This window comes from Bacillus sp. ATD (genome assembly GCF_050585765.1).
Classification (GTDB): Bacteria; Bacillota; Bacilli; order Bacillales; family Bacillaceae; genus Bacillus; species Bacillus stercoris.
The window spans coordinates 229,677-241,613 of the sequence record NZ_JBOBQH010000003.1 but is presented as its reverse complement, the minus strand read 5'-3'; the positions used below and the strand labels follow the sequence as shown (position 1 = coordinate 241,613).

Sequence of the window (11,937 nt, the reverse complement as noted above, 5' to 3'; positions counted from 1 at the left end):
ATCAATTAGTCTAGAAGCAAAGCGCTAATAAGCTCTGGTTCATAAGGAGGAATAGCATGAAATACAGAAGCGTTTTTGATATTATCGGTCCGGTTATGATCGGTCCGTCCAGCTCTCATACAGCGGGAGCTGCCAGAATCGGGAGAGTGGCCAGAAGTTTATTTGGCAGAGAGCCTGAGCGCATCCTCGTATCTTTTTACGGGTCTTTTGCGGAAACGTATAAGGGCCACGGCACAGATGTCGCGATTATCGGCGGATTGCTTGATTTTGATACATTCGACGAACGGATTAAAACCGCTATACAAATTGCAGAAGATAAAGGAATTCATATAGAGTTTCGGGTTGAAGACGCAGTTCCGGTCCATCCGAACACAGCCAAAATCACCATTTCTGATGAAAAGGGAGAGCTTGAGCTGACGGGTATTTCGATTGGCGGAGGAAAGATCGAAATCACAGAATTGAATGGTTTTGAACTCCGGCTGTCAGGAAATCATCCGGCCATATTAGTTGTTCATAATGACAAATTTGGCACCATCGCCGGTGTTGCCAATGTTCTGGCGAAATTTTCAATCAACGTAGGACATATGGAAGTAGCCCGGAAAGATATCGGCCAGCTTGCGCTGATGACAATAGAGGTCGATCAAAATATTGACGACCATATTCTCGACGAGCTGTCAAAGCTGCCGAATATTATTCAAGTGACAAAGATTGCTGACTAGCGAAAGGGTCAGGAGGAGCCAGTTATGTTTCGTAATGTAAAGGAATTAATTGAGATTACTAAAGAAAAACAAATATTGATCTCTGATGTGATGATCGCTCAAGAGATGGAAGTAACAGAAAAAACAAAAGAGGACATTTTTCAGCAGATGGATCATAACCTGTCTGTTATGGAAGCGGCGGTTCAGAAAGGACTCGAGGGAGTGACGAGCCAAACGGGTTTAACGGGCGGAGACGCCGTTAAATTACAGGCTTATATTCGATCAGGAAAAAGCCTGTCTGGCCCGCTGATTTTAGATGCTGTATCGAAAGCCGTGGCAACAAATGAAGTAAATGCAGCTATGGGAACCATCTGTGCGACACCGACTGCAGGTTCTGCCGGTGTGGTGCCCGGCACGTTATTTGCTGTAAAAGAAAAGCTGAATCCAACGAGAGAACAAATGATCCGCTTTTTGTTTACGGCTGGAGCCTTCGGATTTGTCGTCGCGAATAACGCAAGTATTTCCGGTGCTGCCGGAGGATGTCAGGCAGAGGTTGGATCAGCTTCAGGCATGGCGGCTGCGGCCATTGTTGAAATGGCAGGAGGAACACCCGAACAAAGCGCGGAGGCCATGGCCATTACATTAAAAAATATGCTAGGCCTCGTGTGCGACCCTGTAGCGGGGCTTGTTGAGGTGCCCTGCGTGAAACGGAATGCGATGGGCGCGTCAAATGCGATGATCGCCGCTGATATGGCATTGGCGGGCATTACTAGCCGTATTCCATGTGATGAGGTTATCGATGCCATGTATAAAATAGGCCAAACGATGCCAACTGCGCTTAGGGAAACAGGCCAGGGCGGTTTAGCGGCCACACCGACTGGAAGAGAGTTAGAGAAAAAAATTTTCGGAGGAGCGCTAGGTTCACGTGAAACAACATCAGCAAACTAGTATAGCTAACATTAAGGGTATTGGGCCGGAAACAGAAAAAACATTACACGAACTCGGAATTTATGACATTTCTGATCTTCTGAATTATTTCCCTTATCGCTATGATGACTATGAGCTGAGGGATTTAGAAGAAGTAGCGCATGATGAAAGAGTGACAGTCGAAGGGAAGGTTCATTCAGAGCCTTCTCTTACCTATTACGGAAAAAAACGAAACAGGCTGACATTTCGGGTTCTTGTCGGCAACTATTTAATCACAGCCGTATGTTTTAACAGGCCTTATTTGAAGAAAAAGCTTTCGCTCGGCTCTGTTGTGACGGTCTCAGGTAAATGGGACAAGCACCGCCAAACGATCTCTGTACAAGAGTTGAAAAACGGGCCGCATCAAGAAGATAAAAGCATTGAACCAGTGTATTCTGTGAAAGAAAATGTTACCGTCAAAATGATGAGGCGCTTTATTCAGCAGGCGCTGACCCAATATGCAGAATCACTTCCTGATCCTCTTCCGGAAAAGCTAAGAAAAAGCTATAAACTGCCTGACTATTATCAGGCGTTAAAAGCAATGCACCAGCCTGAAACAAGGGAAGCATTAAAGCTTGCCAGACGACGGTTTGTTTACGAAGAATTTTTGCTGTTTCAGTTGAAAATGCAGGCGTTCCGAAAGGCGGAAAGAGAGCAGACACAAGGGATACGGCAGGTTTTTTCAAACGAAGAACTCATGAGATTTATCAAAAGCCTCCCGTTTCCCCTCACAAATGCCCAGTCACGCGTTCTTCGCGAAATAACAGCAGACATGTCTTCTCCATACAGAATGAACCGTCTTCTTCAAGGGGACGTTGGATCAGGAAAAACAGCAGTCGCTGCGATTGCGCTGTATGCCGCGATCTTATCCGGATACCAAGGAGCGCTCATGGTGCCGACAGAAATTCTGGCCGAACAGCATGCTGACTCGCTTGTTTCACTATTTGAAAAATGGGATGTCAGCGTGGCTCTTTTGACAAGCTCCGTTAAAGGGAAGCGGCGAAAAGAATTGCTTGAACGTCTTGCGGCGGGAGAGATTGATATTCTTGTAGGAACCCACGCTTTAATCCAAGATGAGGTGGAGTTTAAGGCGCTGAGTCTTGTTATTACAGATGAACAGCATCGTTTTGGGGTTGAGCAGCGCAAAAAGCTTCGGAACAAAGGGCAGGATCCCGATGTTCTCTTTATGACAGCCACTCCGATTCCAAGAACGTTAGCGATCACAGTGTTCGGTGAAATGGACGTATCAGTTATTGATGAGATGCCGGCTGGACGAAAGGAAATCGAAACCTATTGGGTAAAACATGACATGCTGGATCGCATTTTGGCATTTGTCGAAAAAGAATTAAAGCAAGGCAGACAGGCTTATATCATCTGTCCGCTGATTGAAGAATCAGACAAGCTTGATGTGCAAAACGCCATTGACGTGTACAATATGCTTTCTGATATTTTTCGGGGGAAATGGAACGTCGGCCTTATGCACGGAAAGCTGCATTCAGATGAAAAAGACCAGGTCATGAGAGAATTCAGCGCAAATCACTGTCAAATTCTCGTATCCACCACTGTCGTTGAGGTCGGCGTGAATGTTCCGAATGCAACGATTATGGTGATTTATGACGCCGACCGTTTCGGTCTGTCACAGCTTCACCAGCTGCGCGGCCGAGTCGGACGGGGGGAACATCAATCTTTCTGTATTCTGATGGCTGATCCAAAATCAGAAACAGGGAAAGAACGGATGAGGATCATGTCGGAGACCAATGACGGGTTCGAGCTGTCTGAAAAGGATCTGGAACTGAGGGGTCCCGGTGATTTCTTTGGGAAAAAACAAAGCGGAATGCCGGAATTCAAGGTGGCGGACATGGTTCATGATTACAGAGCGCTTGAAACGGCAAGGCAGGATGCTGCGAATCTTGTGGCTTCCGACGCGTTCTGGAAGGAGCCGGAATACGCTGCGTTAAGAGAGCATTTGCTGAAGAGCGGAGTAATGGACGGGGAAAAATTAAGCTGAGCATCAGAAGTTTTTGGTGTTCAGCCAGAAACAATCGTTGCATTCCAATCTATGAAATTATATACTACTATTAGTACCTAGTCTTAATTGTCCGGATGGTGTTTAGATATGAGAAGAAATAAGAGAGAACGCCAGGAATTACTTCAGCAGACGATTCAAGCAACCCCTTTTATTACAGATGAAGAATTAGCTGGTAAATTCGGGGTGAGCATCCAGACGATACGTTTGGACCGCTTAGAGCTTTCCATACCGGAGCTGAGAGAAAGAATTAAGAACGTGGCAGAGAAAACACTTGAGGACGAAGTAAAGTCCCTGTCACTTGATGAAGTTATCGGAGAAATTATTGACCTTGAGCTGGATGATCAGGCGATATCCATTTTAGAAATAAAACAGGAGCATGTGTTCAGCCGGAATCAGATTGCGAGAGGACACCATTTATTTGCACAGGCGAATTCTTTGGCCGTTGCAGTCATTGATGACGAGCTGGCGCTGACTGCAAGTGCAGACATCCGCTTTACAAGACAGGTAAAGCAGGGAGAACGCGTCGTAGCGAAAGCGAAAGTAACGGCTGTCGAAAAAGAAAAAGGAAGAACGGTTGTCGAAGTGAACAGCTACGTTGGCGAAGAAATTGTTTTTTCTGGACGCTTTGATATGTATCGTTCAAAACATTCATAAAGGTGGAGCATGCATGAGAATAGCTGTAGATGCAATGGGGGGAGACCACGCTCCCAAAGCTGTTATTGACGGAGTTATAAAAGGTATAGAGGCATTTGATGATCTCCATATCACACTTGTCGGTGACAAAACAACGATAGAATCACATTTAACAACAACATCAGATCGCATCACGGTGCTGCACGCAGATGAAGTGATTGAGCCTACGGATGAACCGGTCCGCGCCGTGCGAAGAAAAAAGAACTCATCAATGGTTCTTATGGCGCAGGAGGTTGCGGAAAACAGAGCTGACGCCTGCATTTCAGCAGGGAATACCGGTGCGTTAATGACAGCCGGTCTCTTTATCGTCGGAAGAATTAAAGGAATTGACCGTCCGGCGCTTGCCCCGACACTTCCGACCGTTTCGGGAGGCGGATTTCTTCTGCTTGATGTCGGCGCCAATGTCGATGCCAAACCGGAGCACCTCGTTCAATACGCCATCATGGGCTCTGTTTATTCTCAGCAAGTGCGCGGTGTCTCTTCACCGAGAGTCGGGCTTTTAAATGTCGGAACAGAAGATAAAAAAGGAAACGAACTGACGAAACAAACGTTTCAAATGTTAAAAGAAACAGAGAACATCAATTTTATCGGAAACGTGGAAGCGCGAGACCTATTAGATGATGTGGCGGATGTTGTAGTAACAGACGGCTTTACCGGGAATGTTACACTCAAAACGCTGGAAGGCTCTGCGTTGTCTATTTTTAAAATGATGAGAGAAGTAATGACGTCTACTTTCACATCCAAGCTTGCAGCAGCTGTGCTGAAGCCAAAGTTGAAAGAAATGAAAATGAAAATGGAGTACTCGAATTATGGCGGAGCAAGTCTTTTTGGCTTAAAAGCCCCTGTGATCAAGGCGCACGGCTCATCAGATTCTCATGCAGTATTTCATGCGATTCGGCAAGCAAGAGAGATGGTCAGCCAAAATGTGGCTGAACTCATTCAGGAAGAAGTAAAAGAAGAAAAAACAGATGAGTAGTCTGGAGGTTTTTACATCATGAGTAAGATTGCATTTTTATTCCCGGGTCAGGGTTCACAATTTATCGGCATGGGAAAAGAGCTTTATGAGCAGGTGCCTGCTGCAAAGCGTCTGTTTGATGAAGCCGATGAAACGTTAGAAACAAAACTCAGCTCGCTTATTTTTGAGGGTGCTGCTGAAGAATTAACACTTACATACAATGCGCAGCCTGCTTTGCTTACGACAAGCATTGCAGTTCTTGAGAAATTTAAAGAATCTGGCATTACACCTGATTTCACAGCAGGGCACAGCCTTGGTGAATATTCTGCACTGGTTGCGGCTGGCGCCCTGTCCTTCAAAGATGCTGTTTACACCGTCAGAAAACGCGGAGAGTTTATGAATGAAGCGGTACCGGCTGGCGAAGGAGCAATGGCTGCGATTCTCGGCATGGATGCTGAAGCGTTAAAGCAAGTAACTGATAAAGTCACGAAGGAAGGCAACCTTGTGCAGCTTGCGAATCTCAACTGTCCTGGACAAATCGTTATTTCCGGAACAGCTAAAGGGGTTGAGCTTGCATCTGAACTGGCAAAAGAGAATGGTGCAAAACGCGCGATTCCGCTTGAAGTAAGCGGTCCGTTCCATTCCGAACTGATGAAACCGGCAGCTGAAAAGCTGAAAGAGGTATTGGATGCCTGTGACATAAAAGACGCTGACGTTCCGGTCATCTCAAATGTTTCTGCTGACGTGATGACTGAAAAAGCTGAAATCAAACAAAAACTCATTGAGCAGCTTTACTCTCCTGTTCGTTTTGAGGAGAGCATTAACAAGCTGATTGCAGAGGGCGTTACGACTTTTGTTGAAATCGGTCCCGGAAAAGTGCTTTCAGGCCTTGTGAAAAAAGTAAACAGACGATTAAAAACAATTGCTGTATCAGATCCGGAAACGATCGAGCTGGCAATTCAAACGCTTAAGGAGGAGAATGATAATGCTTAATGATAAAACGGCTATTGTCACTGGCGCATCCCGCGGAATTGGCCGCTCAATCGCCCTTGACCTGGCAAAAAGCGGCGCGAATGTTGTCGTGAACTACTCCGGCAATGAAGCGAAAGCAAATGAAGTGGTTGATGAAATCAAATCAATGGGCAGAAAAGCAATTGCTGTCAAAGCGGATGTATCAAATCCCGAAGATGTACAAAACATGATAAAAGAAACGCTTTCTGTTTTTTCTACGATTGATATTCTGGTTAATAATGCGGGAATTACAAGAGACAATCTCATCATGAGAATGAAGGAAGACGAATGGGATGATGTCATTAACATTAACCTGAAGGGTGTTTTCAACTGCACAAAAGCTGTGACAAGACAAATGATGAAACAGCGTTCAGGACGTATTATTAACGTATCGTCTATCGTAGGCGTCAGCGGAAACCCTGGACAAGCCAACTACGTGGCTGCAAAAGCCGGCGTCATCGGTTTAACCAAATCTTCCGCTAAAGAGCTGGCCAGCCGAAATATTACGGTAAATGCGATAGCGCCAGGATTTATCTCAACTGATATGACAGATAAACTTGCAAAAGACGTTCAAGATGAAATGCTGAAACAAATTCCGCTCGCGCGCTTTGGCGAACCCGGCGATGTCAGCAGTGTTGTCACGTTCCTTGCTTCAGAGGGAGCACGTTACATGACAGGCCAAACACTTCATATTGACGGCGGAATGGTGATGTAAGTTTTTTCTCGAAAATTTCATCATAGTTTCTCTAGTTTTTTAAAAACGAATCCACTATAATACTTGAGGGGAGGTGAATTGCTATGGCAGATACATTAGAGCGTGTAACGAAAATCATCGTAGATCGCCTTGGCGTTGATGAAGCAGACGTCAAACTTGAAGCTTCTTTCAAGGAAGACTTAGGTGCTGATTCCCTAGATGTAGTTGAGCTTGTTATGGAACTTGAAGACGAGTTTGATATGGAAATTTCTGACGAAGATGCTGAAAAGATTGCAACAGTCGGCGACGCTGTGAACTACATACAAAACCAGCAATAAGCTGATGCTAAAAGTCCCGCCGAAACGCGGGGCTTTAGCCCTTTATTCGTGCAGTTATTACAGCATGCCGCTTTTACGCGCGCTGTATCCGGTTTAGTCAGAGAAGCGCGGTGAACCTGATGTGCCTATGGAGGTTACTATGTCAAAACACTCACATTATAAAGATAAAAAAAAGTTCTATAAAAAAGTAGAACAATTTAAAGAGTTTCAAGAACGGATTTCGGTTCACTTTCAAAATGAAAAGCTTTTGTATCAAGCATTTACACATTCATCTTATGTGAATGAGCATCGGAAAAAGCCGTATGAAGATAATGAAAGGCTTGAATTTTTAGGTGACGCTGTTTTGGAACTGACGATCTCCAGATTCTTATTTGCCAAATACCCGGCTATGAGTGAAGGAGATTTGACGAAATTGAGAGCCGCAATTGTTTGCGAACCGTCTCTCGTTTCATTGGCTCACGAACTGTCATTCGGCGACCTTGTCCTGTTGGGGAAAGGTGAGGAAATGACAGGCGGAAGAAAGCGTCCTGCTCTATTGGCAGATGTTTTTGAGGCATTTATCGGAGCCTTGTATCTTGACCAAGGATTAGAGCCGGTCGAAAGTTTCTTAAAAGTTTATGTGTTCCCTAAAATTAACGATGGTGCTTTTTCTCATGTGATGGATTTCAAAAGCCAGCTGCAGGAATACGTGCAGCGGGACGGCAAAGGCTCTCTGGAGTATAAAATCTCCAACGAAAAAGGACCTGCGCACAACCGTGAATTTGAAGCCATCGTATCTCTAAAAGGTGAACCACTCGGAGTCGGAAACGGCCGTTCAAAGAAAGAAGCCGAACAGCACGCTGCTCAGGAAGCTTTAGCTAAATTGCAAAAACACCATACGAAACAATAAAATCCCCCTTATAATTCAGGGGGATTTCAGTATGTATGCCGTCTTATTTCACCAATGTTTATGATAGAATTGAAATACTTATTACATAAGGAGGATCGCTATGTTCCTCAAACGTTTAGACGTTATAGGATTTAAATCATTTGCAGAACGGATTTCCGTAGACTTCGTGAAAGGCGTGACAGCGGTTGTCGGCCCGAACGGAAGCGGAAAAAGCAACATCACGGATGCCATTCGCTGGGTTCTCGGCGAACAATCGGCACGCTCTCTTCGCGGCGGAAAAATGGAAGATATTATTTTTGCCGGCAGTGATTCAAGAAAGCGATTAAATCTAGCTGAAGTTACGCTTACTCTTGATAATGACGATCATTTCTTGCCAATTGACTTCCACGAGGTTAGTGTCACAAGACGTGTGTACAGATCAGGCGAAAGTGAGTTTCTGATTAACAATCAGCCATGCCGCTTAAAAGATATTATTGATTTATTTATGGACTCCGGCCTTGGTAAAGAAGCATTTTCTATTATCAGCCAAGGGAAAGTGGAAGAGATTTTAAGCAGCAAAGCAGAGGATCGCCGCAGTATCTTTGAAGAAGCGGCCGGGGTGCTTAAATATAAAACGAGAAAGAAAAAAGCAGAAAATAAACTGTTTGAAACACAGGACAACCTAAATCGGGTAGAAGATATATTACATGAGCTTGAAGGACAGGTTGAACCTCTTAAAATTCAAGCTTCAATCGCGAAAGATTACCTTGAGAAAAAGAAAGAACTGGAGCATGTTGAAATTGCGCTGACTGCCTATGATATCGAAGAGCTGCATGGCAAATGGTCAACGCTTAAAGAGAAAGTGCAGCTTGCAAAGGAAGAAGAGCTCGCTGAATCGTCTGCGATTTCTGCGAAAGAAGCGAAAATCGAAGATGCGCGGGATAAAATTCAAGCGCTTGATGAATCAGTAGATGAGCTCCAGCAAGTTTTACTGGTAACAAGTGAAGAGCTGGAAAAGCTTGAAGGCCGTAAAGAAGTCCTGAAAGAACGAAAGAAAAACGCTGTGCAAAACCAAGAACAGCTTGAAGAAGCCATTGTTCAGTTCCAGCAAAAAGAAACGGTGCTGAAAGAAGAGCTTGCGAAGCAGGAAGCTGTCTTCGAAACACTTCAAGCAGAGGTGAAACAGCTAAGGGCTCAAGTAAAAGAAAAACAACAGGCTCTAAGTCTTCACAACGAAAATGTCGAAGAGAAAATCGAGCAGCTGAAAAGTGATTACTTTGAGCTGTTAAACAGCCAGGCTTCGATTCGCAACGAGCTCCAGCTCCTAGATGATCAGATGTCCCAATCTGCTGTCACATTGCAGAGACTCGCGGACAACAATGAAAAGCACTTACAGGAACGGCGTGATATTTCTGCGCGAAAAGCAGCATGTGAAACGGAATTTGCCCGAATTGAGCAGGAGATTCACAGCCAAGTTGGTGCATATCGTGATATGCAGACAAAATATGAGCAGAAAAAACGCCAATACGAAAAAAATGAATCCGCTCTGTATCAGGCATACCAATACGTTCAGCAAGCGAGAGCAAAAAAGGACATGCTTGAGACGATGCAGGGGGATTTCTCCGGCTTTTATCAAGGTGTTAAAGAAGTGCTGAAAGCGAAAGAGCGCCTTGGCGGAATTCGCGGAGCGGTCCTTGAGCTGATCTCGACAGAACGGAAGTATGAAACTGCCATTGAAATAGCGCTCGGCGCTTCTGCTCAACACGTCGTGACCGACGATGAACAGTCTGCCCGCAAAGCGATTCAATATTTAAAGCAGAATTCCTTCGGCCGGGCGACGTTTTTGCCTCTTTCTGTTATTAGAGACCGCCAGCTTCAAAGCCGTGACGCGGAAACAGCCGCTCGGCACTCATCATTTCTCGGGGTTGCCAGTGAACTTGTCACATTTGATCCTGCATATCGAAGCGTCATACAGAATCTTCTTGGGACCGTGCTGATCACAGAGGATTTAAAGGGTGCAAACGAGCTTGCGAAGCTTCTCGGGCACCGGTACCGCATCGTAACCCTTGAGGGAGATGTTGTGAACCCTGGTGGCTCAATGACGGGCGGCGCGGTTAAAAAGAAAAATAACTCCCTTCTCGGAAGAAGCCGGGAGCTAGAAGATGTGACGAAACGGCTCGCTGAAATGGAAGAGAAAACTGCTCTGCTTGAACAAGAGGTCAAAACCCTTAAGCACTCCATTCAGGATATGGAGAAAAAACTGGCTGACTTAAGAGAAACCGGAGAAAGCTTAAGGTTAAAGCAGCAGGATGTGAAGGGCCAGCTGTACGAACTTCAAGTTGCCGAGAAAAATATTAATACCCATTTAGAGCTCTATGATCAAGAAAAATCTGCTCTGTCAGAAAGCGATGAAGAGAAAAAAGCGCGCAAACGCAAGCTTGAAGAAGAGCTCTCTGCCGTATCTGAAAAGATGAAGCATCTTGAAGAGAACATAGACAGACTGACAAAACAAAAACAATCGCAATCCTCAACGAAAGAGTCTCTCTCCAACGAGCTGACTGAGCTGAAGATCGCAGCAGCCAAAAAAGAGCAGGCATGCAAGGGGGAAGAGGACAACCTTGCCAGATTGAAGAAAGAGCTCACAGAAACTGAGTTTGCGTTAAAAGAAGCAAGAGAAGACTTAAGCTTCTTAACGTCAGAGATGTCATCAAGCACCAGCGGCGAAGAAAAGCTGGAAGAAGCCGCAAAACATAAATTGAATGACAAAACGAAAACGATCGAACTGATTGCGTTAAGGCGCGATCAGCGCATCAAGCTTCAGCATGGGCTTGATACGTATGAGCGTGAGCTAAAAGAAATGAAACGCCTGTATAAACAAAAAACAACACTCTTAAAAGACGAGGAAGTCAAACTTGGGCGAATGGAAGTAGAGCTCGATAATTTACTCCAGTACTTGCGGGAGGAATACAGCTTGTCCTTTGAGGGGGCAAAAGAGAAATATCAGCTTGAAACTGATCCAGAGGAAGCCAGAAAGCGCGTGAAGCTGATAAAACTCGCAATTGAAGAGCTTGGTACCGTGAACCTCGGAAGCATAGATGAGTTTGAGAGGGTCAACGAACGGTACAAGTTTCTGTCGGAACAAAAAGAAGATTTAACAGAAGCGAAAAATACCCTGTTCCAAGTGATTGAAGAAATGGATGAAGAAATGACGAAACGCTTTAACGACACATTCGTCCAAATCCGCTCACACTTTGATCAAGTCTTCCGCTCCTTATTCGGAGGGGGGCGAGCTGAATTGAGGCTCACCGATCCTAACGATCTGCTTCACTCAGGAGTGGAGATTATCGCACAGCCGCCGGGGAAAAAGCTGCAAAACTTAAATCTCCTGTCAGGCGGAGAGCGTGCGCTTACGGCTATAGCGCTCTTATTCTCAATTTTAAAAGTTCGCCCAGTGCCGTTTTGCGTCCTTGACGAAGTAGAGGCTGCGCTTGACGAAGCGAATGTGTTCCGGTTTGCGCAGTATTTAAAAAGATACAGCAGAGATACCCAGTTTATTGTGATTACCCACAGAAAAGGGACGATGGAGGAAGCGGATGTCCTATACGGCGTAACCATGCAGGAGTCCGGTGTGTCCAAGGTAATCTCAGTTAAGCTGGAAGAAACAAAAGAATTCGTTCAGTAACGA

The 11,937-nt window shown here is 45.2% G+C and carries 10 protein-coding genes; all 10 read left to right on the top strand.

What is annotated here, in order from left to right; genetic code table 11:
* The first annotated feature begins 56 nt into the window (after positions 1-56).
* The 10 genes from sdaAB (at position 57) to smc (ending at position 11,934) form a co-directional block, all read left to right on the top strand.
* The gene (gene sdaAB / locus ACQXR1_RS09500) at positions 57-719 is read left to right on the top strand and encodes an L-serine ammonia-lyase, iron-sulfur-dependent subunit beta (protein ID WP_304592715.1); all 663 of its coding nucleotides are present in this window, start codon (positions 57-59) and stop codon (positions 717-719) included.
* 24 nt (positions 720-743) lie between these two features.
* Positions 744-1,646, top strand: coding sequence for an L-serine ammonia-lyase, iron-sulfur-dependent, subunit alpha (gene sdaAA / locus ACQXR1_RS09495; RefSeq protein WP_003232049.1), 903 nt, complete (start codon positions 744-746; stop codon positions 1,644-1,646).
* On the top strand, positions 1,624-3,672 hold the full coding sequence (gene recG, locus ACQXR1_RS09490; protein WP_430772030.1) for an ATP-dependent DNA helicase RecG: 2,049 nt from the start codon (positions 1,624-1,626) through the stop codon (positions 3,670-3,672). Before sdaAA ends, recG begins: the two co-directional genes overlap by 23 nt.
* A gap of 108 nt (positions 3,673-3,780) precedes the next feature.
* Positions 3,781-4,347 (top strand): transcription factor FapR, encoded by a 567-nt coding sequence (fapR, locus tag ACQXR1_RS09485; RefSeq protein ID WP_003232044.1) that lies wholly within the window; start codon positions 3,781-3,783, stop codon positions 4,345-4,347.
* A 13-nt stretch (positions 4,348-4,360) separates the two neighbouring features.
* Positions 4,361-5,362, top strand: coding sequence for a phosphate acyltransferase PlsX (gene plsX, locus ACQXR1_RS09480; RefSeq protein WP_071580703.1), 1,002 nt, complete (start codon positions 4,361-4,363; stop codon positions 5,360-5,362).
* Between the two features lie 18 nt (positions 5,363-5,380).
* A complete protein-coding gene (gene fabD, locus ACQXR1_RS09475) occupies positions 5,381-6,334 on the top strand; it encodes an ACP S-malonyltransferase (protein WP_069840334.1) in 954 nt (317 codons plus the stop codon).
* Positions 6,327-7,067, top strand: a complete 741-nt coding sequence (gene fabG, locus ACQXR1_RS09470) for a 3-oxoacyl-[acyl-carrier-protein] reductase (protein ID WP_014113766.1) — start codon at positions 6,327-6,329, stop codon at positions 7,065-7,067. The genes fabD and fabG overlap by 8 nt, the downstream gene beginning before the upstream one ends.
* An 83-nt stretch (positions 7,068-7,150) precedes the next feature.
* A complete protein-coding gene (gene acpP / locus ACQXR1_RS09465; protein ID WP_003154310.1) occupies positions 7,151-7,384 on the top strand; it encodes an acyl carrier protein in 234 nt (77 codons plus the stop codon).
* 139 nt (positions 7,385-7,523) lie between these two features.
* On the top strand, positions 7,524-8,273 hold the full coding sequence (rncS, locus tag ACQXR1_RS09460; RefSeq protein WP_003232030.1) for a ribonuclease III: 750 nt from the start codon (positions 7,524-7,526) through the stop codon (positions 8,271-8,273).
* Positions 8,274-8,373: 100 nt separating this feature from the next.
* The gene (gene smc, locus ACQXR1_RS09455) at positions 8,374-11,934 is read left to right on the top strand and encodes a chromosome segregation protein SMC (protein WP_430772029.1); all 3,561 of its coding nucleotides are present in this window, start codon (positions 8,374-8,376) and stop codon (positions 11,932-11,934) included.
* Positions 11,935-11,937 lie beyond the last annotated feature (3 nt).

Excerpts from the sequence above, each read along its gene's own strand:
- sdaAB (WP_304592715.1), top strand. The coding sequence starts at position 57 with ATGAAATACAGAAGCGTTTTTGATATTATCGGTCCGGTTATGATCGGT.
- sdaAA (WP_003232049.1), top strand. The coding sequence starts at position 744 with ATGTTTCGTAATGTAAAGGAATTAATTGAGATTACTAAAGAAAAACAA.
- fapR (WP_003232044.1), top strand. The coding sequence starts at position 3,781 with ATGAGAAGAAATAAGAGAGAACGCCAGGAATTACTTCAGCAGACGATT.
- plsX (WP_071580703.1), top strand. The coding sequence starts at position 4,361 with ATGAGAATAGCTGTAGATGCAATGGGGGGAGACCACGCTCCCAAAGCT.
- fabD (WP_069840334.1), top strand. The coding sequence starts at position 5,381 with ATGAGTAAGATTGCATTTTTATTCCCGGGTCAGGGTTCACAATTTATC.
- fabG (WP_014113766.1), top strand. The coding sequence starts at position 6,327 with ATGCTTAATGATAAAACGGCTATTGTCACTGGCGCATCCCGCGGAATT.
- acpP (WP_003154310.1), top strand. The coding sequence starts at position 7,151 with ATGGCAGATACATTAGAGCGTGTAACGAAAATCATCGTAGATCGCCTT.
- rncS (WP_003232030.1), top strand. The coding sequence starts at position 7,524 with ATGTCAAAACACTCACATTATAAAGATAAAAAAAAGTTCTATAAAAAA.
- smc (WP_430772029.1), top strand. The coding sequence starts at position 8,374 with ATGTTCCTCAAACGTTTAGACGTTATAGGATTTAAATCATTTGCAGAA.